At 37.7% G+C, this 24591-nt stretch carries 27 protein-coding genes; 5 read left to right on the forward strand and 22 right to left on the reverse strand.

Annotated features, from left to right (window positions below):
* Positions 1 to 22: 22 nt before the first annotated feature.
* The 12 genes from rfbD to trmL all read right to left on the reverse strand — a co-directional run bounded on the left by rfbD (position 23) and on the right by trmL (position 9694).
* Positions 23 to 877, reverse strand: a complete 855-nt coding sequence (rfbD, locus tag JG30_RS05775) for a dTDP-4-dehydrorhamnose reductase (RefSeq protein ID WP_046316933.1) — start codon at positions 875 to 877, stop codon at positions 23 to 25.
* Positions 867 to 1901, reverse strand: a complete 1035-nt coding sequence (rfbB, locus tag JG30_RS05780) for a dTDP-glucose 4,6-dehydratase (RefSeq protein ID WP_046316935.1) — start codon at positions 1899 to 1901, stop codon at positions 867 to 869. Before rfbB ends, rfbD begins: the two co-directional genes overlap by 11 nt.
* Positions 1902 to 1909: 8 nt before the next feature.
* Positions 1910 to 2491 (reverse strand): dTDP-4-dehydrorhamnose 3,5-epimerase, encoded by a 582-nt coding sequence (gene rfbC / locus JG30_RS05785; RefSeq protein WP_046316936.1) that lies wholly within the window; start codon positions 2489 to 2491, stop codon positions 1910 to 1912.
* Positions 2491 to 3357, reverse strand: a complete 867-nt coding sequence (gene rfbA, locus JG30_RS05790) for a glucose-1-phosphate thymidylyltransferase RfbA (RefSeq protein WP_046316937.1) — start codon at positions 3355 to 3357, stop codon at positions 2491 to 2493. Before rfbA ends, rfbC begins: the two co-directional genes overlap by 1 nt.
* Before the next feature lie 23 nt (positions 3358 to 3380).
* Positions 3381 to 4055, reverse strand: coding sequence for a sugar transferase (locus JG30_RS05795; protein WP_046316941.1), 675 nt, complete (start codon positions 4053 to 4055; stop codon positions 3381 to 3383).
* A gap of 401 nt (positions 4056 to 4456) precedes the next feature.
* The gene (locus tag JG30_RS05800) at positions 4457 to 5398 is read right to left on the reverse strand and encodes an NAD-dependent epimerase/dehydratase family protein (RefSeq protein ID WP_046316942.1); all 942 of its coding nucleotides are present in this window, start codon (positions 5396 to 5398) and stop codon (positions 4457 to 4459) included.
* A gap of 15 nt (positions 5399 to 5413) precedes the next feature.
* Positions 5414 to 6367 (reverse strand): LCP family glycopolymer transferase, encoded by a 954-nt coding sequence (locus JG30_RS05805; RefSeq protein ID WP_046317285.1) that lies wholly within the window; start codon positions 6365 to 6367, stop codon positions 5414 to 5416.
* Between the two features lie 20 nt (positions 6368 to 6387).
* Positions 6388 to 7170, reverse strand: coding sequence for a tyrosine-protein phosphatase (locus tag JG30_RS05810; protein WP_046316944.1), 783 nt, complete (start codon positions 7168 to 7170; stop codon positions 6388 to 6390).
* Positions 7170 to 7883, reverse strand: a complete 714-nt coding sequence (locus tag JG30_RS05815) for a CpsD/CapB family tyrosine-protein kinase (RefSeq protein ID WP_046316946.1) — start codon at positions 7881 to 7883, stop codon at positions 7170 to 7172. Before JG30_RS05815 ends, JG30_RS05810 begins: the two co-directional genes overlap by 1 nt.
* Positions 7884 to 7894: 11 nt before the next feature.
* Positions 7895 to 8671: a YveK family protein gene (locus JG30_RS05820; protein ID WP_046316948.1), complete on the reverse strand. Its 777-nt coding sequence runs from the start codon at positions 8669 to 8671 to the stop codon at positions 7895 to 7897.
* A gap of 121 nt (positions 8672 to 8792) precedes the next feature.
* On the reverse strand, positions 8793 to 9176 hold the full coding sequence (locus JG30_RS05825; protein ID WP_052725230.1) for a DUF1149 family protein: 384 nt from the start codon (positions 9174 to 9176) through the stop codon (positions 8793 to 8795).
* Between the two features lie 8 nt (positions 9177 to 9184).
* Entirely contained in the window at positions 9185 to 9694 is a 510-nt protein-coding gene (gene trmL, locus JG30_RS05830; protein WP_046316949.1) for a tRNA (uridine(34)/cytosine(34)/5-carboxymethylaminomethyluridine(34)-2'-O)-methyltransferase TrmL, read from the reverse strand.
* A 324-nt stretch (positions 9695 to 10018) separates the two neighbouring features.
* Between trmL and JG30_RS05835 the strand changes: the two genes are divergently transcribed.
* Complete coding sequence (locus JG30_RS05835) at positions 10019 to 11005, forward strand: GMP reductase (RefSeq protein WP_046316951.1); 987 nt, start codon at positions 10019 to 10021, stop codon at positions 11003 to 11005.
* Positions 11006 to 11090: 85 nt separating this feature from the next.
* Here JG30_RS05835 and JG30_RS05840 read toward each other — a convergent pair whose 3' ends face one another.
* Positions 11091 to 12230, reverse strand: a complete 1140-nt coding sequence (locus JG30_RS05840; protein WP_046316952.1) for an AI-2E family transporter — start codon at positions 12228 to 12230, stop codon at positions 11091 to 11093.
* A gap of 190 nt (positions 12231 to 12420) precedes the next feature.
* Here JG30_RS05840 and JG30_RS05845 point away from each other — a divergent pair, with 190 nt between their 5' ends.
* Positions 12421 to 13440, forward strand: a complete 1020-nt coding sequence (locus tag JG30_RS05845) for a lactonase family protein (protein WP_046316954.1) — start codon at positions 12421 to 12423, stop codon at positions 13438 to 13440.
* An 18-nt stretch (positions 13441 to 13458) separates the two neighbouring features.
* Positions 13459 to 14286, forward strand: a complete 828-nt coding sequence (locus JG30_RS05850) for an undecaprenyl-diphosphate phosphatase (protein WP_046316955.1) — start codon at positions 13459 to 13461, stop codon at positions 14284 to 14286.
* Positions 14287 to 14393: 107 nt separating this feature from the next.
* Here the strand turns inward: JG30_RS05850 and mgtE are convergent, their stop codons facing one another.
* The 4 genes from mgtE to yjbM are packed head-to-tail and all read right to left on the reverse strand — an operon-like array spanning position 14394 to position 18096.
* Entirely contained in the window at positions 14394 to 15764 is a 1371-nt protein-coding gene (gene mgtE, locus JG30_RS05855) for a magnesium transporter (protein ID WP_046316957.1), read from the reverse strand.
* 7 nt (positions 15765 to 15771) lie between these two features.
* Positions 15772 to 16650, reverse strand: coding sequence for an RluA family pseudouridine synthase (locus JG30_RS05860; RefSeq protein WP_046316959.1), 879 nt, complete (start codon positions 16648 to 16650; stop codon positions 15772 to 15774).
* On the reverse strand, positions 16647 to 17447 hold the full coding sequence (locus JG30_RS05865) for an NAD kinase (protein ID WP_046316961.1): 801 nt from the start codon (positions 17445 to 17447) through the stop codon (positions 16647 to 16649). The genes JG30_RS05860 and JG30_RS05865 overlap by 4 nt, the downstream gene beginning before the upstream one ends.
* Positions 17425 to 18096: a GTP diphosphokinase gene (gene yjbM / locus JG30_RS05870; protein WP_046317290.1), complete on the reverse strand. Its 672-nt coding sequence runs from the start codon at positions 18094 to 18096 to the stop codon at positions 17425 to 17427. Before yjbM ends, JG30_RS05865 begins: the two co-directional genes overlap by 23 nt.
* 155 nt (positions 18097 to 18251) lie before the next feature.
* On the opposite strand from yjbM, the gene JG30_RS05875 reads away from it, so the two are divergent.
* Positions 18252 to 18863: a DsbA family protein gene (locus tag JG30_RS05875; protein ID WP_052725232.1), complete on the forward strand. Its 612-nt coding sequence runs from the start codon at positions 18252 to 18254 to the stop codon at positions 18861 to 18863.
* On the opposite strand, the gene JG30_RS05880 is transcribed toward JG30_RS05875, so the two are convergent.
* From JG30_RS05880 to JG30_RS05895, 4 genes are all read right to left on the reverse strand, one after another.
* The gene (locus tag JG30_RS05880) at positions 18814 to 19734 is read right to left on the reverse strand and encodes a competence protein CoiA (RefSeq protein WP_046316963.1); all 921 of its coding nucleotides are present in this window, start codon (positions 19732 to 19734) and stop codon (positions 18814 to 18816) included. The genes JG30_RS05875 and JG30_RS05880 overlap by 50 nt on opposite strands.
* 31 nt (positions 19735 to 19765) lie before the next feature.
* Positions 19766 to 20410 carry an adaptor protein MecA gene (locus JG30_RS05885; RefSeq protein WP_046316965.1) on the reverse strand — a complete coding sequence of 215 codons (645 nt, stop codon included), beginning with the start codon at positions 20408 to 20410 and terminating at the stop codon, positions 19766 to 19768.
* Between the two features lie 128 nt (positions 20411 to 20538).
* Entirely contained in the window at positions 20539 to 20940 is a 402-nt protein-coding gene (gene spx / locus JG30_RS05890; RefSeq protein WP_046316966.1) for a transcriptional regulator Spx, read from the reverse strand.
* Positions 20941 to 21052: 112 nt separating this feature from the next.
* Entirely contained in the window at positions 21053 to 21784 is a 732-nt protein-coding gene (locus JG30_RS05895; protein ID WP_046316968.1) for an MBL fold metallo-hydrolase, read from the reverse strand.
* Between the two features lie 27 nt (positions 21785 to 21811).
* Here JG30_RS05895 and JG30_RS05900 point away from each other — a divergent pair, with 27 nt between their 5' ends.
* Entirely contained in the window at positions 21812 to 22234 is a 423-nt protein-coding gene (locus JG30_RS05900; protein ID WP_046316970.1) for a hypothetical protein, read from the forward strand.
* Here the strand turns inward: JG30_RS05900 and JG30_RS05905 are convergent.
* Positions 22231 to 24231, reverse strand: a complete 2001-nt coding sequence (locus JG30_RS05905) for a copper-translocating P-type ATPase (RefSeq protein WP_046316972.1) — start codon at positions 24229 to 24231, stop codon at positions 22231 to 22233. The two genes, JG30_RS05900 and JG30_RS05905, sit on opposite strands and share 4 nt — an antisense overlap.
* Positions 24232 to 24591 lie beyond the last annotated feature (360 nt).

The following is a 24591-nucleotide window of genomic DNA, read 5'->3' on the forward strand; positions in this document are numbered from 1 at the left end:
ATATAAATCAATAATCTCCCAATTAATTTGTAATTTCTTCTTTAAATTCGCGCAAGGCGCTTTGCCAAGTAGGAATTAAAAATCCGGTGGCTTTTACTTTATCTAAATTCATGATGGAGCGCTGAGGCCGCTGGGCTTTTTGGGGATAGTCAGCAGAACTAATGGGTATCAGTTTGACCTTTTTATCAGTTAAAATTTCTTGTGCAAATTGATACCAAGAGCAATAGTTATCATTAGATAATTGATAAATTCCATAACTTATTTTTTGCCTCCAAGCATAAATCATAAACTGGGCTAAGGTTTTAGCCCAAGTAGGCCGGCCTATTTGATCAGTGACGACCTTGATTTGACTATGATTTTCGGCTAACTGCAGCATAGTGTAAACAAAGTTATGACCATATTGACCAAAGACCCAAGAGGTACGAATTATATAATATTTGCTCATTATGTTTAAAACGCTAGTTTCTCCCTCAGCTTTAGTACGACCATATTCACATTGCGGATGAGGCCGATCTTCGGGTAAATATGCTGTTATTTTGTTTCCATCAAACACATAATCTGTACTAATATAAAAAAGCGTGGCTTTGATCATTTCCGCAGCTTGTGCTACAAATTTAGTACCTTCTGCATTAATTTTGTGATCTAAAGTTTTACCTGGTTCGTCTTCTGCACCATCAACATTGGTATAAGCGGCACAATCAAAAATGATAGTTGGTTGATATTTTTGAAAATATTGAGTGACTAGATCAGCGTTAGTAATGTCCAGTTGCTTGGAACTAGGTGCTAAATAGTCCATCGCTTGACTATCTAACAATTCACGTAATTGCGAACCTAGTTGTCCAGTTGCTCCTAAAATTAAAATTTTATCATTGATCATTCGCTTCGTACTCTCTTTCTACACTTTCTTTTTGATCAATCCACCAATCTCGATGCTGAGAATACCAGTTAATTGTCTGAGTTAATCCTTTTTTAAAATCAGTGAATCTAGGGTGCCAGCCGAGTTCAGTTTCTATTTTTGTGGGATCAATCGCATATCTCAAGTCATGTCCGGGTCGATCTTTTACAATGTCATATGCATCTTGCGGTTGATGCATTAATTCCAAAATCCACTCTAAGACTTCCCGGTTATTTTTCTCACCATGCGCCCCAATTAAGTACGTCTCGCCAATTTTTCCCTGAGTTAAAATCGTCCAGACCGCTTCCGAATGATCACTAGTATGGATCCAATCGCGTACGTTATTGCCTGTACCATATAGCTTAGGCCGTCTTCCGCATAAAATGTTTGTAATTTGCCGAGGAATAAACTTTTCAATATGCTGATAAGGACCGTAATTATTTGAACAATTAGAGATCGTTGCCTGTAAATTAAAAGAACGAACCCAAGCACGGACTAATAAATCTGAACTAGCCTTGGAAGCAGAATATGGACTACTGGGGTTGTAGCGACTCTTGGAAGTAAATTTTTCTCCTGGGCCTTCACCATGATGAGGTAAATTTTCTCTCAATGGCAAATCTCCATAGACTTCATCAGTCGAAATATGATGATAACGGACATTATAATGACGGCAAGCTTGGATCAAAGTATAAGTTCCGACTATATTGGTTTGAATAAAAGGATCTGGATTAGTTAAAGAATTATCATTATGACTTTCAGCTGCATAATTAACTACCGCATCAACTTGTGCTACTAACTGGGAAACTAAATTTTGATTACAAATATCGCCCACTATCAATTGGACTCGGCTGCTCGGTAAATCTGCCAAATTGGCCGGATTACCGGCATAAGTTAATTTATCTAAAACAATGATATGTTTTACCTCTGGGTGTTCACGAACTAAATAATGCACAAAATTAGAACCAATAAAACCAGCTGCTCCCGTCACTAAAATATTTTTAAACATTATTTCTCCTAAATTTTACCATAAATAAAGGGATTATCTTTTTCAAATTCCCGCAGCAATACTTGATGTGCATCTTTCTCAGAAATAATAGCTTGTTGGAGATCAATGGGCCAATTAATATTTAAATCCGGATCACAATAACTAATCCCACCGTCAGCCGCAGGGTCATAATAATGATCGCATTTGTAAAGAAAATTAACATTATTTGTTAAAGTAACAAAACCATGCGCAAAGCCTCGCGGCACTAAGAGCTGACGATGATTGCTAGCTGAGATGATAAAGCCTTCCCACTTTTTATATGTAGGTGATCCTTGCCGTAAATCAACGATGACATCCCAAACCACACCAGTAACAACGTGAATAAGTTTTGTTTGGGCAGACTCACCGCGTTGAAAATGTAGTCCCCGCAACACTCCGGCTGTTTGTGATAAAGACTGATTGTCTTGAATAAAGTCAAAATTAAGGCCCAGTTTTTGATAATCTCTTTTGGAATAGGATTCTGTAAAAAATCCCCGTTGATCACCAAAAACTTCGGGTTCAATAATTTTCGCATCTTGTAATTGAGTTGAAATGATTTTTAATTTACCCACTATTTTCCCACCAATCTTAATAAGTATTTACCATAATCATTTTTTTGCAGTGGCTGTGCCAATTCCAATAATTTTTCTGGGGAAATATAACCCATGCGATAAGCAATTTCTTCCAAACACGCAACTTTTAAATTCTGATTTTTTTGTATAGTTGCAATAAATCCACTTGCCTCATGTAAAGAATCATGTGTTCCGGTATCTAACCATGCATAGCCTCGCCGCATAATTTTTACATCGAGTTGTCCTTGATCCAAATAAGCTTGATTAATACTGGAAATCTCCAGTTCCCCACGTGCTGAGGGACGAATATTTTTAGCGATATCAACTACATGATTATCATAAAAATACAATCCCGTAACTGCATAATTACTTGCTGGATGTTTAGGCTTTTCAACAATTGATTTTGCATGCATTTTTTCATCAAATTCGACAACCCCAAAACGTTCGGGATCATTAACATGGTAACCAAAAATAGTGGCGCCAACTGTTTTTTGAGCACATTCTTGTAATAAATGTGATAGTCCACTGCCGTAAAAAATATTGTCCCCAAGTACTAAACAAACTGCATCTGAACCAATAAATTTTTTCCCAACGATAAATGCATCCGCTAGTCCACGAGGTTCCTTTTGAACTGCATAAGAAATATTCAGCCCCAAATCACTACCATCAGCAAACAAATCTTCAAAACGTGAAATATCCATTGGAGTGGAAATAATCAAAATTTCCCTGATACCAGCTAGCATTAATACTGACATCGGATAATAAATCATGGGCTTATCGTAAATGGGAATTAATTGCTTAGAAATTGCCCGTGTAATCGGATACAAGCGAGTGCCCGAACCACCTGCTAAAATTATCCCTTTCATTACAATTGACCCCCCATTTCCCCTTAAAATGCATTATTAGGAAAAATAATAATCTTAATAGTTTGTAAAATTATTTTAAAATCGAAATAAAGTCCGCGCTCTTTTATATATTTTAAATCCAGCTCTACCATTTCGTGAAAACCAACATTATTACGACCACTAACTTGCCATAAACCCGTACAACCAGGTTTGACAGAAAGTCTTTGTTTGTCATAATCAGTGTATTGGACTACTTCTCTTTCTAACGGCGGTCGCGGACCAACTAACGACATATCACCTTTAAAAACATTCCATAATTGAGGTATCTCATCTAAACTATGTCGCCTTAAAAAATGTCCCACTTTCGTAACTCGTGGATCATGCTTCATCTTAAACATCGCCCCATCTACTTCATTTTGCGACTTTAATTTGGTGATGATCGAGTCCGCGTTTTCCTGCATCGAACGAAATTTGTACATTTTAAAAAGTATTTGGTATTTCCCTACTCGAGTCTGCGTATAAAAAATTGTTCCTTTTGGATTTTCCCATTTGATAGCACACGCAATCAAAAATCCCGGAACAAGAAAGATTAATATTCCTAACAAGCTAAATAAAATATCACACGAACGTTTAATAAATCTATATACATACCTGCTATTTTGTTGCGAAATTGTTAGAGAAGTATCTAACTTTTTGGGTATTCTGTTTTCCCCCTGCAAAATAATTCCCCCAAAAATTATTTTTATTTATAACTTTATCTTAATCATACACTTCCAATAATATTATATTAACATACATAATCGCAAAAATAATTATACTTTTAACGATATAATTTACTTTAACAATCCACTAATATCCCAATTTGAAATAAAGCGTATTCATTACTAAGTTTCACCAAATCATCGATTGATACACGGAATTAAAAACAAGAATTGAATAGATTACTGAAAATATCTTACCTTTTATCTTATTATCAATCCAAGGTCTCTACTATTATAAATGTTTAAAACAATCAGTTATGTGTGCTGCTGTTATTTAAATAATGTCTAGCTTAAAATCAAAATATCTTGACTAAAATAGTCCCCCCAAATTTATATCCATAATTTATTTTGATTTAATATCAGATATTTTGAGCAGCAATATAAGCAGATAATCCCTCTTGAATGCTATATTCAGGCTGAAAACCTAGTTTTTGAATTTTGCTAATATCTGCTCCGGAATCCTTTACATCCCCTTTACGAGCAGAATGTCTAACAATTTTTAAATGTTTTCCATAAACATTTTCAAAGATCTCAATGACCTTGTTTAAAGAGATCGATTTTCCTGTGGCAATGTTATAAACATTATTGTTAGTATTGCTGTTGTGCAATAACAGCAGCACTGCCCGAATGACATCTTGAACATAAACAAAATCCCTAGTCTGTTCTCCATCACCAAAAAGAGCAAACTCAGAATCTTCGGTCAAGGCTTTATTAATTATGGATAAAACCCCAGAATAGGGAGAATTCGGATTTTGTTTAGGGCCGTACACATTAAAAAATCGCGCGGCTACTGTATTTAAGCCGTACAACTTACCATAATTCAGTAAATAACGCTCAGTCGTGAATTTATCAATTGCATATGGAGACAAAGGATCGATTAAAGAAGTTTCCTGTTTAGTAGTAGGACCTCCATTACCATAAACCGCCGCCGAAGAGGCAAAGAATATTTTTTTGATGTTAATCTGATGTTTCCTTATAACATCAAAAACATTTAAATTAGCTTCACAATTAATAGCATGAGTTTCGATGGGTCTCACTACTGAGTCAGCCACACTAGCCACCGCACCAAGCAAAACCAGATAGTCAAAATGATTATTAACTAATAGCTTACGCATAAAGTCATGATCAGTAATTGATTTTTGATAAACAGTTACTTGCTCAGGATTTAGTTTATTGATATTTGCCAAACTACCCATCGAAAGGTCATCCACGATTACTACTGTGTCACCATTTTCAACAAGTACTTGTGCTAAATTAGAACCAATAAAACCAGCACCGCCCGTTATTAAATAATTAGCCACGATTTTTTCCACCTACTATTTTAAATTTAATTGCTGTTTTAAAGTTTGAGTTACTGCACTAACTTCATGAGCATCCATTACTTGATATGATTGACCATCAATCATTTGCCCGTGTCCTCTCAGTTGTAAAGTTTGAAAATTCAAAGCTTTACGGTATTTTTTTTGAATACTTAAAACATCCTTTAAAGTGAGATTGGTCTGTAAGTTATCCTGCATCGCTGTTAAAAACTCATTATAGTGCGTCAACATATTTAGGGAAACAGCTTTTCTTAATACCGCTTGGATTATTTGTTGTTGTCGACGTTGGCGGCCAAAATCATTATCCGGATCACTATAACGCATACGGGAATATTTTAGAGCATCAGATCCATTTAAATAGATTACACCTTTAGGAAAATGTTTGCCCTCGTAATTAAAAGTAAATTTATTGTTTACTTTGACCCCACCGACTGCACTCACTAATTGCTCAATACCCCGCATATTCAATAAAACATAATAATCCACAGGGACATCCAAAAAATTTTGGACAGTATTAATGACGTTAGAAACACCACCATACTCATAGGCGGAATTGATTTTAGCTAGTTTATTAGTTCGAGCAATTTTGACACGGGAATCTCGAGCAATACTCAACATTTTCGTTTGCTTAGTTTGAGGATTTACCGTTGCCAAAATCATGGAGTCCGTACGTCCCTGTTCCTTGCGTCCCAAAGCACCTGTATCCGTACCTAACAAGAGAATCGAAAATGGTTTTTGTCCATCTAAATGAATAGCTTGTTGGCCCCGCAGGTTTTTAATCGACTTATTTTTCTTTTTATAAACGGATTGCGCCGTATGATTGACATCGTAGTAAATACGACCAGCATAAGCACCTACTCCTGCCAAAGCTAAAAATATCACAATTAGTCCAATTTCCAGAATTGTTTTTTTTCGTTTACTGTGGCGCCGTTTTTTCTTATCTTGTACCATATGTAATAAAGCCTTTCCTCTTAAATTAATTTCCACCAAGGTTTTTTCTTTGTAATAGAGGTGTAATTCGTCACTGAAATCTCATCTCCATTAACTAAAGCACGAGCGGTTTTTAAAAATTGAGTCACCTTAGTTTCTCCAAAATCTTGATGAATGGCCTGCAAAGCTTCTTGTAAATAAAAATTACGCCGCTGCAAACCGTGAGCGTCAGAAGCTATACATTGAACTAAATTATGCTGGACCATTAATTGGGCAGTTTTTTGAATTTGCTTGCCAAAGATTCCCAAATAACTGGGTGCCGTTAACTGGGCCAAGCAACCCATATCCAAATATGTGATTAAATCATTGGGATCTTTAATAAAATGAGCGTTGCGTTCTGGATGAACAATCACTGGTATCTTTCCTAAGGCTAAAATTTTTGTAAATAATGGTTTTGCATAAATTGGCACTTCGGAACTGGGAAACTCCAGTAACAGATATTGTTCTTGTAAATCGGTATATAAAACTTCATCTCGTGCCATACAATCCACTAAATCCCCACTAATATGGGTTTCTTGGCCAGGCAACAAATGTAATTGAATTTGCTGGACATCTAATTCGTGTTGCACGCGCTCTACCAAAGGGATAATATCGCTTTTTTTATTATTATATTGACCATTATTATAGTGGGGGGTACATAAAATATGAGTAATCCCTTGGTCGACAGCCTTGTGCGCCATGGCTAACGTATCTTCCATAGTTTGGGCACCATCATCTACTCCCGGCAAGATATGACAATGTAAATCAATTACTGGTTGAGACATTATTTATCACTATAGTAGTAATAACCCGCATCGTTGGCTGAATCGACGCCATTATATACTACCCCTAAAATACGGGCATGAGCAATTTCTAACAGTTGTTTAGCTTTGAGTAGAGCAGCCTTTTCACTAACACCTTCGCGCGCCACCAGAATGGTTCCGTCAGCTTTAGAAGCTACAATTTGTGCATCAGTTACCGTAACTACAGGCGGCATATCTACAATAATCACATCAAATAACCGAGTCAATTGATCCATAATGACCTCCTCGCGGGTTGAGCCCAGTAACTCCGAGGGGTTAGGTGGTTGTGGGCCACTTGTTAATACAGATAAATTATCAATCGTTGTTTTTTGAATTGAATCAGCAATATCATCAGGAGATACTAATAACGTGCTCAGTCCTTTTTGATTGCTTAAGCGAAAAGTTTTCCAAACCGTGGGTTTGCGCATATCACCATCCAACAACAGTGTCTTTTTACCAGACTTGGCAAAAACTATTGCCAAATTGGCCGCCGTTAAGGATTTTCCCTCTGATGGTCCCGAAGAAGTAATTACAATGGATTTGACAGGATGATCACTGGAAGCTGCAAATTGGATATTAGTACGAATGGTCCGGTATTGTTCCGCAATAGTTGACCGCGAATTTAATAAACTAATTAAACTGACAGCCGCAGTTTTTTGACTAGCTAATTGGGTTTTGCTTTTCTTTTTAAACATTTATTAACTCCTTAAATATTCCGACCGCGGCGCGTCGTAACTTCATTATCTTTCCGGTTTTTCTGATCCATGCCAAAATCACGCGCATTTGTGGTCTGCTGTAACTGTTGCTGAGAAATGCGTGCTACATGGCCAATAACTGTTAACCCTAATTTATCCGTAATAAAGTCCTCGTCTTTGATAGTTAGATCGCGCATTTCTACCAAGAAAACCAATCCTATACCGCAGACAATACCCACAACCAAACCAATAAGTATATTTAATCCTTTTTTAGGAGAAACAGGTTTTTGAGGGACTTGTGCCTTGGAAATAATCGAAATCTTATTGACATTTAAGTATTTTTGCACATTTTTTTGAAATTCATATGCTACGATATTGGCAATCGCTTTAGCATCATAACGATTGATATCTTTAGCCTTAATAGTGAACATTAACGAATTTTGCGGTTGAGTTACTTGTAGAGATTTTTTTAATTGATTAGTACTACGTTTAATGCCAATTCTTTTCAGGTCTCGACTGGATTTTTCTAAGACCACATCCCCCATGACAAATTCTTTATAAGTATTGACTAACTGCAAATTAGCAGTTACGTCGTTATTAGTATCTTGAGCCTGTTGCTGTTTAGGTAAAGTAGCAACAATTTGGGTTTGTGATTGGTATTTAGGAGTCATCACTACAAAAGTCACAATCAAGGCTAATATCACACCTACAATTGCACTATTCAAAACAATCCGCCAATGTTTTTTTATAATTTGGTAGAATTCATCAATATTAATATTTTGTTCCATATACCTTTCCCTAATTCTGACTAACGTTCATTATCATTGAATTATCAAAAAATAATGATTGCGCTTTTACTATAATATATAATATCTGATTTCATTTTTCAAAGATACGATGATGAACGCTTTATTTACTCTGGGGATTAAATTCTAAGTGATAACCTTGATCCAAAGTGATCGCAGTTACCTGATATGTTAAAATTTGAATTTGTTCAATGAGCGGTTGTGACAATTGCTGCACTATTTGAGCATCTAGTTGATCAATGGTTTGTGGGCAATTTATTAATTGTACTACTTGGCCAACTAAGCCTGAAATTGCAAATGTTGTACCCTTTGGATGAATATCAAAGGGGGTCATGACCTGAAGTGTCAGCGCATTTTTTACTGGTTCTTGCGGCTCATAATCTTGAAGTTCTACCTGTACTTCAGTTTTAATCGGACTCGAGGCGTCGACAACGTCATAATGAAAACTCTGGACTACAATCGGCCCTTTATTCGCTTGAATATCCATAATTCCTCCTAATGTAATTTATCATGAAGATAATGATGCTGTAATTCTAAACCGGCAAATTGTTGTTGCCGCAATGCTTCGTAAATCACGATGGCACAAGAATTGGCCAAATTCAAAGCCCGAATATTATCAGTCATCGGAATTCGTAAACATTTTTCATAATTTTGACGCATGAACTTTTCAGGTAATCCCGTGGTTTCTTTCCCAAATAAAAAATAATGATCTTGTGTCGTATCTGTATAATCCACTGCGGTATATGATTGATCCGCAAATTTAGAAATTAAATACAGATAATGTGGATCTTTCACTTGTTGTAAAAAATCTGTTAAATCATCATGAATTACTAACTGGACATGATCCCAATAATCCAAACCCGCCCGTTTAAGATGTTTATCGTCTAGCGCAAAGCCTAAGGGCCGAATCAAATGCAAGATGGTATTAGTTCCCGCACAGGTTCGCGCAATATTGCCCGTATTAGCTGGCATTAAAGGTTCAAATAAAACAATATGATTGGTCATTACAGCTAACTCATACCTCCACTCAACAAATAATATTCTTTTCAAATTTTACCACAACTAATTTACAAAAAAACGCATTTCCTCGGTCTAACACAGCGAGAAAATACGTTAATTAACTTATATCGTATACTTTTATTAAATTTGAGTTTGATAAAAACACACGAACTAAGTCCACAAGTTTGATTATAGGCGGTCATGAACTTTTCGGCAAGTCTTAATTTTTCCTTGACATTTGGAAGAAATATTATTTAATAATTAAGGGCGAACTTTTAGCAAATGTATCTCGTTAAATGTTCGCAAATAGATTCGAAGGTGACTGATAAAATGCCGAATAATCCTTTTAATGTTTTTGATTACGAAGATATTCAATTGATTCCGCAAAAATGTATTTTAGAGCATCGACACCAAGCTCAGACTAGTGTCCAATTAGGTAACTATACTTTTCAAATTCCGGTAGTCCCTGCTAATATGGCTAGTGTTATTGATGAAAAATTAGCAGTTTGGCTAGCACAAAATAATTATTTTTATATTATGCATCGTTTTACGCCCCAAACCCGCTTCAATTTTGTACAAAAGATGCACCAGCAGCAACTCTATGCTTCCATTAGCGTGGGTGTCCAAAAAGCCGACTATGAACTCATTGATCAGTTAGTACAGGCCCATTTAACGCCGGCGTTTATTACAATTGATATTGCCCATGGCTACGCTCCTAGTGTTCAGCACATGATCCAGTATATCAAAACTTATTTGCCACAAAGTTTCGTGATTGCCGGCAATGTGGCTACTCCTGAAGCAGTTCACTTTTTGGAGGATGCGGGAGCAGATGCTACCAAGGTGGGAATTGGTCCCGGCCGTGCCTGCATTACAAAGATCAAAACTGGTTTTGGCACAGCCGGTTGGCAATTAGCGGCCGTACGTATGTGCGCTAAAGCTGCAAACAAACCAGTTATTGCAGATGGAGGCATCCGTACCAATGGCGATATTGCCAAATCATTACGTTTTGGCGCGCAGATGGTAATGATTGGCTCTTTACTTGCCGGACATGATGAAAATCCCGGCGAAATCCGCCAAAAAAATGGTCAAAAAGTCAAAGTGTATTTTGGCTCTGCTTCCGAAATGCAAAAAGGTGAACGCAAAAATATTGAAGGTAAAGCTATCACTGTCCCTTACCGCGGTTCAATCAAAACCACTCTACGCGAAATGAAAGAAGATTTACAATCTGCCATTTCATACGCTGGCGGTCGTAATTTAGCCGATTTAAGAAAAGTCAACTATGTCATTTTAAAAAATTCAATTTATAATGGTGATTAACCAGTTAAGCTTATTTTAAGCAAACCCGTCAACTAAATTGGTTGGCGGGTTTTAATTTGACATTAACAAAGTCGTACCATGAAATTCAATTAGTACCATTTTGATACCAATTAGAATTACGTTGAAACCATTTAAAAATGCGGGAACATATAATTTTCAAAATTGCAAATATCGGAATGCCAAAAATAACTCCCGCTAACCCAAACATACCGCCGGATACTAATAAAACAAAAATTGTCGTGACCGGATGCATATTCATTTTATTACCGACTACCAGCGGGGAAACTACCCGCGTTTCAATAGTCTGTTCAATAGCGAAGACAATGATCACACTCCAAATCATCCCATGTCCATTAATCAAGGCTAAAATAATAGCGGGAATCAAGCCTAAAGCGGAGCCGACATAAGGAATTAAATTTAAAAAACCCGCCGTAATTCCCAACAATAAAGCATAGGGAACCTGCGCAATTAAATAACCCACCGCAAACATAACCGCCACCCAAAAGGCCACTGTTAACTGACCGCGGATATAAGAACTTAAGGCGCCATTAATTTCGGTTAATGTCACACCGATGGAGGCTTTTAAACGATCCGGCACATACTTCAAAATTAACGGTTTAATTTGACGATCATCTTTCAGCATGAAGAATAAGACAAAAGGTGCGGTTAGTAAAATCATGACAACATTAGACACAATTCCCACCGCCGAAGTTAGGTTATTAAAGGCTGAACCTAGGACCCCATCCCAACTTTGTGCCAGTGAATGATTAATTTTAGTTGTGGAAAAATTTTGAGTCAAATGTAGTTTTTGTAAACGGGGATTATGACTTAACTCATTGAGCATTCCTTGTAAATCCCGCCAGTAACTTGGAATATTATGAATTAAAGAATTAATCTGACTTTGAATAATGGGAATTAAAGTCACGACCATCCAAATTAACAATCCAAAAATTAAAATAAAAACTATACTAATCGACCACACGCGGGGAATATTAAATTTAGCTTCCAGCCAATCAATCAGGGGATCAATTAAATAATACAAAATTCCGGCTACTACTAGTGGTGGTAAAATGATTCCCAGAATTTGGCCTAGTGGTCGAAAAAAATAGTTCACCTTCCCAAATAGCGCAATAATTACGAACAATAACAAAATATTTAATAACACCACGGTGAATTTATTATTTAAAAACCAGTTTGTAAACCATGTTTTTTTGTTGTTCGTCATGAAAAAACTCCTAAATTGTAATTTTGAAAAAATAAGGAAAAACTAGGCGAGATAGCATAATTTAATATTAACATTTTCCTGCCCATTACGCCTGTTGTTTACGATTGTGATATAAACATCATTGAAATAAGACTTAAAGCAGTTTTTTCAAGGGTTTTATTATAGAATATTGGTCAAAGGAGAAAAAATTATGAAAGAACATGTATTAATTGGTGGTTACACTAAACAAGCTAGTCGAGGCATTTACCAATTGTCTTTTGACAGCCAGCAAGGGCAACTATCACCGGCACAACTGGCCGTTAGCTTAGAAGGTCCGACTTATTTTACTATTTCCAATGCCAATATTTTATATTCGGTAGTCAAAACCAAAACACAAGGTGGTGTAGCAGCTTTTGATCTGGAACATAATTTTCAGCTTTTAGGTCAAGTCTTACAATCTGGTCCAGCGCCGGCTTATATTGAAGTATCCGATAAAAAACAACTAGTGTTTACAGCTAATTTTCATAGCGGTATAGTTAATATTTACCGAATCCAAGCAGATTCTACTCTAACTTTAACCGATCAAATTCAATTAAGCGGGCATTCCGTTTTGCCCGAGCAAGAAGCGGCACATCCGCATATTGCTCATTTAACCCCAGATGATAAACTAGTTATTTGTGATTATGGGACCGATTCGATTTTAACCTATGATTTAAATCCCAATGGCAAGGCCCAGCTTCACGCCACTTTCAAGGTTCCTGCGGGTTCGGCTCCGCGCCATATCGTTTTTAATGGCCAACATCCTGACATTGCTTATTGCATTTGCGAATTGAGTTCAACTGTGTTAGTTTTGCAATATCATGAGGGGTATTTCAGTTTGGAAAATACTTACGCGCTCTTGCCGGCTGGCTTTGAAGAACCTAATACCGCAGCGGCTATTCGCCTTTCCCCCGATCAGAAATATTTATATACATCTAATCGTGGTCACAATTCACTGGTTTCGTTTAAAATTAGTGCTAATGGTCTTGATTTGGAACAATTACAAACAATAAAAACTCAAGGTGATTTCCCGCGTGACTTTCAATTTGATTTAACGGGTAATTACGTCTTAGTCCCGCATCAAAAATCAAATGACGTAACCGTACTGAAATATAATGCTTTGACGGGCTACTTGACGTTTTTAAATAATGATGTACAAGTTCCCGAAGGTACCTGTATTCTATTTTATTAATTTGGAGTGGATTTATTTATGTTAGATGTCTTCAAGGCCATCATTTTAGGAATAATTGAAGGAATTACCGAATTTTTACCTATCAGTTCTACGGGGCATTTGTATTTAGCCAACGAATTTATAAAGCTGCAAGAATCACCAGCCTTTATTAATATGTTTATGGTGGTTATTCAACTGGGAGCTATTTTAGCTGTCGTCGTTATTTATTTTCACAAACTCAATCCTTTCTCACCTCATAAAACTGTCCTTGAAAGAAGGCAAACTTGGACCCTTTGGGGGAAAGTACTTTTAGCTGTCATGCCGTCGGTTATTATTGGATTGCCCCTGAATGACTTCATGGATGAGCATTTTAATACATGGCCGGTAATTGCCGCAACTTTATTAATTTATGGTGTCTTATTCATTATCATTGAAAATTACAATCAAACTAAAACCCCGCGCCTGACGGATTTGAATAAGCTCCCCTATTCAATCGCCTTGGCTATTGGAGCTTTTCAAGTTTTATCCCTTATTCCCGGCACTTCACGTTCCGGAGCAACCATCTTAGGGGCTATTTTAATTGGTACTTCTCGTTATGTAGCTACGGAATTTTCGTTTTTCTTAGCTATTCCGACGATGTTTGGTGCCAGCTTATTAAAACTACTAAAATTCTTTATGCATGGTAATGTTTTTACCGGTTTACAATCTTTTGTCTTACTAGTAGGGACGGTAGTTTCATTCATCGTTGCTTATGCTGCTATTAAATTCTTACTAGATTATATTAAACGAAATGATTTTAAAGCTTTTGGCTGGTATCGCATTGTCTTAGCCCTGATTGTGATTGGCTACTTTGGTTTTTGTAAATAAGAATCAACCCTCACATTTTAATATTCAAAAAATCCTTCTGGTTATCAGAAGGATTTTTTTTAACTATTATGCTTATTAATTAACTGTACATTCCTAATAACCGCAATTTATAGTCCTTTAAAAAAGCCCATAAATAAACTGGCAATATTAAAATAAATCAAAACACTAGTCAGATCACTTAAAGTACTAATAAACGGACCACTAGCCACTGCAGGATCAAAACCGATTTTGGCCATCAACATGGGAATCAAACTGCCGGCGAGATTGGCAACAGTAATTGCCACCATCATCGCTAAACCAATAACTAGGCCTAACACAAAGTTATGTTTCCACAAGCCGACTACTAACCAAATGGTTAAGCCAGTTATTAAGCCAATTACCAAACCGGTTATTAATTCTTTTAATAACAGTTTGATTAGATGTTGGGGATTGTTATTTTCTAAAGATAACCGACGAACTGCTACGGCTAAACTTTGGGTTCCGGCGTTCCCCGCTGTACCTGTAATTAATGAAATAAAAACCGCTAAAATGCTCGCTTGACTTAAAAGATTTTCAAAATGCGAAATCAAGGTAGCAGTAATCATTCCCAAAAAAAGTAAGGTAATCAACCAAGGCAAACGTTTGCTGGCCGCACTTAATGGCGTTGTCTGGGATTCATCCACATCAACACCGGCTAATTTGGAATAATCTTCCTCAGCTTCATCGTCAATGACTTCAATCACATCATCAATTGTGACAATTCCGACTAATTTATTAGCATGATCTACTACTGGCAAAGAAACAAACTGATAATCACGAAAAACTTGTGCGACCGCTTCTTGATCGTCATCCACATAAACGGACACCACATTACGAACCATTACCGTATTGAGCGTGGCTTTTTCATTATGCGTAAACAATTCCCGTAACGACATAATGCCGACGAGATCATTGGCATCATCTACAATATAAAGGTAATAAATAGTTTCTGCTGTCCGCGCAAATTTACGCAACGCCTTTAGGGCTGCACCGACTGTCAAATACTGGCTCATAACCACATAATCTGTCGTCATTAAGCCCCCGGCAGTTTCCGTATCATAATGCAATAAGCCGCGTAACTGATTGGCATCAGCAGTGGACATAATCGACAAATAGCGATCTACTTCCGCTTTATCTAAATGTTCCAACATATCAGCGGCATTATCGTCGTACATACTATTAATAACTTCGGAAGCATATTTCAGATCCATTTCATGTAAAATGCGTGAAATGTGGGGATCATCATCTTGCAAGGTATCAAACATGTCGCCGATTTCATCGGGAGCCATAATCGCATAAAGTTCTTTTCGTTGGGCTTGGTTCAAAGTCATAAAAAATTGTCCCTGTTCATAAAAATGCATATCCAAGAACTTTTTCCGAAATTGTTTAGTTTGGTTGTTATCCAATAATTCAGATAACTGATCAAATTGTTGTTTAACCCGAGTTTCTAATTCTGTCATTTTTCACCTATAACAGGGCTTGTATGTCTGTTGGCACCGGGGCCCATATCTGAATTTGTTGTCGTTGAATTTGATGCCAAAATGTAAAATGCCGACAATGTAAAGCTTGTCGGGCAATATAATGAGTTGAACCGCCATAAGCTCGATCGCCTAAAAGCGGGTGTCCCATGGCTGCACAATGTACACGAATTTGATGGGTGCGGCCAGTAACTAACGCTATTTTTAACACAGTATAATGAGGAAAACAATCTAAAACCTGATATTTCGTAAGAGCTGGTTGCCCTTGTGGATCCACGCAGCGTAAATTATGATTCTGCGGATCCACCCCAATGGGAAAAGTAATGGTGCCTTGGGTAGGCAAATTGCTCCAGGTTCCAGTTACTAGAGCCAGATATTCTTTTTTCACTGCTGCCGTTCGAAACTCGCTTGCTAAAAGATAATGCGCGTAAGCATTTTTAGCTAAAGAAATAATTCCGGAAGTATCTCGATCAAGACGAGAAATTAAATGAATCACATCATTTTGATGTTGGGACTGCAAATAGAATTTGACTAAATTAGCCAGTGCCGGAGTAGTTTGCCCTTGAGCCGGCAAGGATGCTAGTCCCGCTGGTTTATTCAGAATCAAATAATTATCGTCTTCATACAAAATACTGAGCGGACCAGCCTGAGGGACTATTTTGGGGGAGCTGTTTTCATTAGGCAGGCGTACCCAAATTTCATCATTTTGACGAACTAAATAATCAAAGTAGCGTCGCTTATGGTTTACAAAAACTAATCCCGCATGATATTTTAATTGTTTTAATTGCGTTCGTGAAAAACCTACCTGTTGTAAAAAACTGCCTAACTTTTGTACCGGAGCGTCTTGTTTGCGCCAATGATAGATCATCGTTGATCATCCACTAAAAATGCATTGCGCACGCGCAACCAAAAATTCTTGGGCCGATAGGAAGCAATTTTTATTTTTTGATCGGCCATCTTATATTGAATTTTTTGAATGGCACAATGATCATAAGCCAAATTATCAATGGTAATAATATAATCACTGCCCGGATCCGGTATCACTGTAAGAATCTGATTATGGGTTAAAATCAAAGAAGAATTTACTGTTCGATAAACTCGATTATTGATCGGTGCCATTTCATTAAATTGCATTACCTCTAAAGTGGGATCAATTAACGCCCCACCTAAGGACTTCGAATATGCCGTGGATCCGGTAGGCGTCGAAACTACTACCCCATCACCGCGAAATCGTTCAAATTTTTGATCATTAATTAATACATCTGCGCGCATGGTTTGCGAAACTTGACGCAAAGTAGCCTCGTTGAGAGCCCAAAAATGTGCGACCTGCTGAGAAGTATAGGTTACTTGTACATCTAAAAGCGGATATTCAATGACTTTTTTATCATCGGCTACAATGTGTGTTACTAATTGGTCTAATTCATTATCTTGCCAATCGGTATAAAAACCCAGATGTCCGGTATGGATGCCGATAAATTGTAAATGATTCAACTGATTGTTAAAACGATGAAAAGCACTTAAAAAAGTGCCATCGCCGCCAATCGTAATTACTAAATCCGGGTGATTAGCTTGAATCGTAATGCCGGCTTGCCGTAATTTGACCTGGAGCTGTTGGGCAACTTGTTGGGAAAGAGCTTTTGAATTATTTTGAATCCAAACTTTCATGATTTAACTCCTTTGGCGATTTGGGTTCCCGGATTTTTTGAGTGTGAAAATAGCGCTGTGCATCTTGAATTTCTCCACGAATCTTGGACATTTCTTCATCTAACATAAAGGAAGCTTCTGCTGCTCGTTTTAAACGCGAATTAATATCTGCCGGAAAGTCGCCTTGATATTTATAATTTAAAGAATGCTCAATTGTCGCCCAGAAATTCATGGCCAAAGTACGAATTTGAATTTCCGCTAAAATTTCTTTTACACCTGTAGCTAATTGAATCGGATATTTAATTACGATATGATAAGAACGATAACCACTTTGCTTACTATTAGTGATATAGTCTCGCTCTTCGACTACAGTGAGATCCGTGCGATCATGGAGCAAATCTACCACTTGATAAATATCTTCGACAAACTGGCACTGAATGCGCAATCCCGCAATATCTTGCATATCCTGCTCTAGTAAATCATCAGCGATAAACCGCCGTTTCATTTTTTCTTTAATACTTTCAACGGATTTAACGCGACCTGTAACATATTCAATCGGTGATTGTTCACCTTTTTCTAAAAATTCCTTACGCAATGACCGTAACTTAATTTTTAATTCGTCTACTGCTTGTTCATAGGGCATCAAAAAGACGGTCCAATTTCTTTGCACCATGATCTCACCTCAATTTTAGAATAACGCATCTTGTCTGCATGGACTGAAGCAGCTATTATTAAAGTAAATTGTATATCTATTGCATTCTCAATATTTTTTGTTAAGATATCGTGTGGCTTCTTATTGATAAGAAAATCTCTAGGAGGATTAACATGTGGGAAGTTTTTATTTTTATTAATCCAATTGGCAAAAGTGGACTCACTGTGGAAAAAACACTTATTAATTTTACCAAAAAACACAATATAGCCGTCCATCTAACTTTTGTCCCGTTAAGTAGTGTGCAAATTGTTGATAATTATATTAAATATAACCATCTAAATCAACATGATCTCCAACTACGTAATCAAATTACACAAAATATTACGCTTGCAACACATTGTTATAAAGCAGCAACCCTCCAAGGAAAACGCAAAAGTCGCCAATTTTTAATGAGCTTACAAGAGGCAGTCGACTTTGAAAAACGGCCGTTTAATATAGATTTAGTGAAAGAAATCGCGACTCAATCCCATTTAGACGTGGCGGCCATGTTGGCTGATCAAAATAGTAACTTTACAGCTCAACAATGCTTACAAGATCAGCAACGAGCTAACCAATTAAACATTCAGACTACCCCTTCGATAGTAATCTTTGATTACTCCGATGCGCAAGATGATCAAGGAGTTATTATTGAAGCCGAAACCGGAGCACAACTCGAACCTTTTTTAAACAAATTAGTTAGTCAACGTCACGTCCAGCAAAGTCCTGATTTGCACATCTTAGACTAACCTTCGGCTCAATCAAGGGTAATTTTTGAAAATTGGTGCGCTGCAAAGTTTGCAAGAGTAAAGTGTAACAAGGAAAATAGCGATAAATTGGAAACATCGTCTGTGACGGTGTTTTTTTTACATAATGCAGCATATTGATCCGCTGCTGATAACATTGATTTTGTAAGTGAACAAACTGCCGACTGGGGTACCGCTGTTGTTGCCGATACCAACGTAACCAATTGATATGTTCTAGACGATAAGTGCCCAAGGAAGGTCGAAATGTCCATAATTGCTGCCACGAAGTGAAATGTACCTGTCGCCAATAGAGTCTGGAACTATGCGGGGCCATTTGATAATTGTAATTTAGTCGTAAAAAATTATCAGCCGGTAGTTTAAACAACACATAAAAAGCCCAAAACTTGGAATAACTGAGGATAGTTTGTAAATGCCGCAATTTTGCCGCTTTAAAATAGTGTTCCGGACCAAAAATCCATAACGGATGGTAGTTTTTGTTTTGATAACCTTGTTGTCGTTCGGATAATTCTAGGCGACTAATCGGTGAACACTGATATTCAATGGCTAATTTCATATTAGAACTTAGCGCTTGAACGTCAATTCGTTGATTGGGCGGGGCAAACACCTCCAATTTTACCTGAAAGGCCGGCTGAAAAAAAGTAGCCAACCACTGTTTCCCCGCTTGATGGACTAGAGATTCCGCTTGCTTAGTTTCCGATTTTGTGATATGACGAAAAAACGGCCGTCGCTGTCCGTTGCCAACATATTCTACTTCACGTTGACAATGGGGACAAAACAACGGTCGTTGTTGTTGATAATGCACTGCATAAATTAATTGACCCGTTAAATCTTGCGCAACAAAAATTGAAGTCACCCTTCAATTAATTACCCATAATTTAGAAAATTTACCGGAAATAATAACGTGCTAATTCTAAAGCCGTTTGACTCATCACTTCTTGACCAAATTCTGCAATTGTTTCCGGAGCCTGTGTTTCTAAGTTTCCATATTCTGCAGCAATCGCTTGAATATCATCAACGTTCAGATTACGTAACTCATCAACGAATAAGGTTAATTTTAGATAAAATCTTCCTTGATACTGATATAAATCACTCTGACCAGCTTCTAAGACCAAATTACGACTTAAATCTACGAAATCTTCAAATTGATCAAAACTAACTAAAATAACTTGTTGTTTAGCTGTCGATGAGGTGGCTGAATCGGTTGTGTCCTCTGTGGCTTTAGCTTCCACCTCCGTCTTCGCACTATCTTCATCTAAGAGATTAAAATCGGTGGTCTTATCGTCCATTTCGGATGGAATTTTGGTAATTAAAAGTTCCAGCCCTTTAGTATTGGGCATTACTTGAAAAGTCACTGCTTGGTCTTTGGAAAATTTGTGATCAGTGTCTACTTCTTCTAAAATACTGTAGAAGAAAGACTCGATTTGTTTGCGGTTGCCTAACAAATCTAAAACATCAACGCCACGTTCTTCCAGATCATGATTCGCTAAAAAAACCCGAATCATATTCTCATTAACGTGCTCGACTTCCACAATGATCACCTGCCAATCTTATTCAACTTATACTTATTCTAACAGCCCGTAGTTGAATGTAAAGTCATAACAGCAAAAAACTAGAACAAATACTGTTCTAGTCCTTGTTGCTCGGCATTAAGAAAACATTAAAGATTTGAAGCTAATAATTGGGCTTCCTTTAATTCTAAAATACGAACCTTGCGAGGTAAAAAGCGCCGAATTTCATCTTCATTATAACCGACCTGTAAACTCTTGTCATCCATCATAATCGGACGCCGTAACAAACCAGGATTTTGTTCAATTAAAGCAATGAGCTGCTCAATGGTCAAATCATCAATGTCCACGCGAATATTTTGGTAAGCCTTTGAACGTGTAGAAATAATCTCTTCTGTGCCATCTTCTGTCATCTGTAAAATTTTCTTAATTTCTTCTTTAGTCAAGGGTTGTGCAAAAATATTTCGTTCCTTAAAAGCAATGTCATTATCTTTGAACCATTGTTTTGCTTTACGACAAGAAGTACAACTGGGTGAAGTGTATAAAATTACCATTGTGATTGCTCCTATCGTTCAAATTTAGGATTATTTTATCACGCTTTTATCAAAATGCAAAAAATATACTTCTTTTTTCGGGATAAAATATTAATATGAATAAATATATATTCTAAAAAACAATCTTTAATCCTTGATACGCACGCAAGACCTTTACAGCGCCAGCGGCTTGCTGCGCTTGTTGTGTTAATCGATCTAAAGGATATTCTTGTGGTAAATGGGAAATAATGAGCCGTTTAACTTGGGCTTGCTGTGCTAATTCTCCCGCTTGCTGTGAGGTTAAATGCCAGAGTTGTCCAGTTTTTTCAGCTGGAAAATTTGTATCCGCGATCAAAATATCTGATTTAGCAGCAAACTCGGCTAATTGCGAAAAATAGGCCGTATCGGCGGTATAGGTCAACACCGACTGATGATTAGTAACACGGACAGCAAATGCCGGTACTGGGTGGACAGTCGGCAAAAAAGTTAAAGTCAGTGGCCCCAAAACTAAAGGTTCCAGCGCGGAATAGCCATGACCTTGTGTCACATCCGGCAAGGTCAAACTAGCAAAATTTAAAGGATCCTGTGTATGTCCATAAATAGGTAAAATCGGTTCTTTTTTTACTCCTGTATGCAACTGCCAATAATATTGCAGAACTCCGACATCCGCGATATGATCGTGATGATAGTGCGTGAGTAAAACGGCATCCAATTGCAATGGATCTAAAACCATTTGCAGTGCATTTAACACCCCGCTGCCACAATCTACTAGTAGATTATAATTCTGTTCTTGAATTAAATAACCACTTGTTGCACGATTACGATAAGGATAGCCTCCGTAGTAACCTAAAACTGTTATCTTCATTAATTACACCTCAATTGGAGAAAAATCATGGCTGATCTCGTTATTTTAGCTGGCACCAAAGCCTGGCTGCAGCGACAAAAACCGTCTCAAGGAATTTTAGCATATAATCGCAACTATCCTAGTGATTATATTGTTTTGCTGCCTGTCCATAAAACCACTAACTACCCAACCAAAGCTCCCTATTGGCACTATGCCAGTGGTCATTTACAGCCTTGGTTACCTTTGCGCTTTGACTTAATTTATTTGAACTTAAATACAGAAAATTTTGCTTTATTACGTCATTACTATCCGCAATTACCAGCCAATTGTCTGTGTTATGAGCGTTTAAAAGCGCCTCAAAGTTTGATCATTACAGATCAACCCCATCTTTTAACGCAGATTAGCCAATTACTACAACTAAAAGTGGAACAACTACAGGCAACCAAACTGTCTTATCAACAAGACCATTAAAGTCGTAAACTAGCTGCATTCAGCGCCACGATAACCGTCGACAACGACATCAACAAAGCCCCTAAAGCTGGACTTAAAACAATTCCCGCAAAAGCCAAAACTCCTGCTGCTAAGGGTAAGGCGATGATGTTATAACCAGCACCCCACCAGAGATTTTCTAACGTTTTTTGCCGAGTGCGCCGTGCTAATTTTAAAAACTGAATAATCGCTAAAGGCTTACTATTCACTAAAATAACATCTGCGGCATCTAACGCCACGTCGGTACCCGCACCAAAAGCTACACCAATATTAGCTTGCGCCAAACTCGGAGCATCATTAACGCCATCTCCCACCATCATGACTTGATGGCCTTTTTTTTGTAAATCCGCAATAATTTGTTGTTTAACTTGCGGCTGCAACTCGGCTTTAAAATGTTGAATCCCCAGTTGTTTTGCTATGTGAGCTGCGATGGCTGAATTGTCACCTGTCAACATCACCGGCGTCAATTTTTGGTCTTTAATCGCCGTAATCATTTTTTTAGCTGTAGACCGTAACTGGTCCCCAACTATTAAGTATCCAATAATTTGCTGATCATGCACTAAAAAACTCGTAGTCTCGGATTGATGCAGTGTAGGTACTTGTAAGTGTTTTTGTGCAGCCAAGCGGGGACTTAGTAGTTGATAGTTTTCGGTCGCCACTTGGCCTGCTAGTCCCCCACCTGCTAAGGTTTGAACATTCTGGGCAGGCTTGAATGACTGCTGCTGCTTTTTGAGGTAGCGGCGCACACTTTGGGCAATGGGATGATTAGATTGGCTTTCCAGACTGCCAATAATTTGTAAAATTTGAGATTGATCGTACTCTTTACTCAAAGACCGGCAGGCTATAACTTGAAATTGTCCCTGAGTCAAGGTCCCTGTTTTATCAAAAACTACGTAATCAATTTGTGCGCTTTCTTCAATTACTTGCCGCCGTTGTATCAAAATGCCATGACGAGAACCTAAGGCGGTACTGCGGGCATTAACTAACGGAATGGCTAAACCCAAAGCATGCGGACAAGCAATTACCAAGACTGTTACTAATCGTTGAATACCTGTAGCCACATCACTAATTATACTCCAGACAAGCAAGGCCAAAAAACCAATCACCAGTGCGGCATAAAAGAGCCAGCCCGCTACTCGTTGTGCCCAGGTCTGTAATTGGGATTTATTCTGTTGTGACTGCTGAACCAAATGATTGACATTGGCAACAAAACCGGAACCCGCCGCTTGGGTAACTTTGATAGTCAAAGTTTTGGAACCATTCAGTGAGCCTCCGACGACTGCATCATTTACATTTTTTTGAACCGCTTGCGATTCTCCCGTCACCAAAGCTTCATTGACTTCACTATGACCGGAAATAACTTGGCCATCTAAAGGCACAGCCTCTCCGGCTCTGACAACTACTTTAGCCCCCACCGCTACTTGCTGCAGAGACACATCATGGGTGCGGCCATTTTGCAGGACATGTGCTTTGGCCGGTAACAAAGATGCTAAATGATTGACTGCTTGTTGGGCCTGCATCATAGAGTTCATTTCCAGCCAATGTCCTAACAACATGATTAAAATTAAAGTGGCCAATTCCCAAAAAAAATCCATGACAAACGGGTGCTGGTGGAGCACATTATTGTGAATAAAGGCATAGAGACTGTAACCATAAGCCGTGACAATCCCTAAAGAAATTAGGGTCATCATTTCCGGTTGCCGGGCCTTCAATTCCGCTACTGCGCCCTTTAAAAATGGACTGCCCCCATAAATAAACAAGATTGTTGCTAATAAAACTACCAAAATATCGGAGCCGGCAAATTGAAATTGGAAAGGTAAATGAAGCCCCATTGCCGGAGCCATAAATAAAATTGGAACTGCTAAAAAAAGTGAATTCCAAAATTTCTGTTTTAAGTTTCCCATATGCATCATTTGTCCGCCGTGCAGCATTTGATCATGAGATGACATTGACATTTGATGCTGTTGATGTTGATTCATTTTCACTTTTCTCACCCACATTATCTAATCTTAATTTCATTATCAGCCAAAAAAGACCTGGTCACAAATAAGTTGCTTTGTTTCCAGATCCTAGATCAGCTTATTTCCATTAGATGGAAGGTTAAAATTATAAAATGGATAATGTAGGTCAATAAGTCAGTCAAACCCATCTGCTGAACGTGAGAGAATTATTCAATCTCAATTTAGCTGTAGTTAAAATGCACTGTCAGGAATCTTGGATAACACTACGGCATTTTTGTTTCCAACAGCATTTGTCAAGCACAGTTTCATCTGCCAAATTAAAAGTTGACTGCGCGCCGGCCATTTTATATCAAAATAACCGGTTATTATCCTTTTGAC

It is taken from the genome of Bombilactobacillus mellifer, assembly GCF_000970795.1.
In the GTDB taxonomy this organism is placed as follows: domain Bacteria; phylum Bacillota; class Bacilli; order Lactobacillales; family Lactobacillaceae; genus Bombilactobacillus; species Bombilactobacillus mellifer.

Bases quoted from the DNA above. Each gene is read 5' to 3' on its own strand.
- rfbD (WP_046316933.1), bottom strand. From the start codon at position 877: ATGATCAATGATAAAATTTTAATTTTAGGAGCAACTGGACAACTAGGT.
- rfbB (WP_046316935.1), bottom strand. From the start codon at position 1,901: ATGTTTAAAAATATTTTAGTGACGGGAGCAGCTGGTTTTATTGGTTCT.
- rfbA (WP_046316937.1), bottom strand. From the start codon at position 3,357: ATGAAAGGGATAATTTTAGCAGGTGGTTCGGGCACTCGCTTGTATCCG.
- JG30_RS05805 (WP_046317285.1), bottom strand. From the start codon at position 6,367: ATGGTACAAGATAAGAAAAAACGGCGCCACAGTAAACGAAAAAAAACA.
- JG30_RS05810 (WP_046316944.1), bottom strand. From the start codon at position 7,170: ATGTCTCAACCAGTAATTGATTTACATTGTCATATCTTGCCGGGAGTA.
- JG30_RS05815 (WP_046316946.1), bottom strand. From the start codon at position 7,883: ATGTTTAAAAAGAAAAGCAAAACCCAATTAGCTAGTCAAAAAACTGCG.
- JG30_RS05820 (WP_046316948.1), bottom strand. From the start codon at position 8,671: ATGGAACAAAATATTAATATTGATGAATTCTACCAAATTATAAAAAAA.
- JG30_RS05825 (WP_052725230.1), bottom strand. From the start codon at position 9,176: ATGGATATTCAAGCGAATAAAGGGCCGATTGTAGTCCAGAGTTTTCAT.
- trmL (WP_046316949.1), bottom strand. From the start codon at position 9,694: ATGACCAATCATATTGTTTTATTTGAACCTTTAATGCCAGCTAATACG.
- JG30_RS05835 (WP_046316951.1), top strand. From the start codon at position 10,019: ATGCCGAATAATCCTTTTAATGTTTTTGATTACGAAGATATTCAATTG.
- JG30_RS05840 (WP_046316952.1), bottom strand. From the start codon at position 12,230: ATGACGAACAACAAAAAAACATGGTTTACAAACTGGTTTTTAAATAAT.
- JG30_RS05845 (WP_046316954.1), top strand. From the start codon at position 12,421: ATGAAAGAACATGTATTAATTGGTGGTTACACTAAACAAGCTAGTCGA.
- JG30_RS05850 (WP_046316955.1), top strand. From the start codon at position 13,459: ATGTTAGATGTCTTCAAGGCCATCATTTTAGGAATAATTGAAGGAATT.
- mgtE (WP_046316957.1), bottom strand. From the start codon at position 15,764: ATGACAGAATTAGAAACTCGGGTTAAACAACAATTTGATCAGTTATCT.
- JG30_RS05860 (WP_046316959.1), bottom strand. From the start codon at position 16,650: ATGATCTATCATTGGCGCAAACAAGACGCTCCGGTACAAAAGTTAGGC.
- JG30_RS05865 (WP_046316961.1), bottom strand. From the start codon at position 17,447: ATGAAAGTTTGGATTCAAAATAATTCAAAAGCTCTTTCCCAACAAGTT.
- JG30_RS05875 (WP_052725232.1), top strand. From the start codon at position 18,252: ATGTGGGAAGTTTTTATTTTTATTAATCCAATTGGCAAAAGTGGACTC.
- spx (WP_046316966.1), bottom strand. From the start codon at position 20,940: ATGGTAATTTTATACACTTCACCCAGTTGTACTTCTTGTCGTAAAGCA.
- JG30_RS05895 (WP_046316968.1), bottom strand. From the start codon at position 21,784: ATGAAGATAACAGTTTTAGGTTACTACGGAGGCTATCCTTATCGTAAT.
- JG30_RS05900 (WP_046316970.1), top strand. From the start codon at position 21,812: ATGGCTGATCTCGTTATTTTAGCTGGCACCAAAGCCTGGCTGCAGCGA.
- JG30_RS05905 (WP_046316972.1), bottom strand. From the start codon at position 24,231: ATGAATCAACATCAACAGCATCAAATGTCAATGTCATCTCATGATCAA.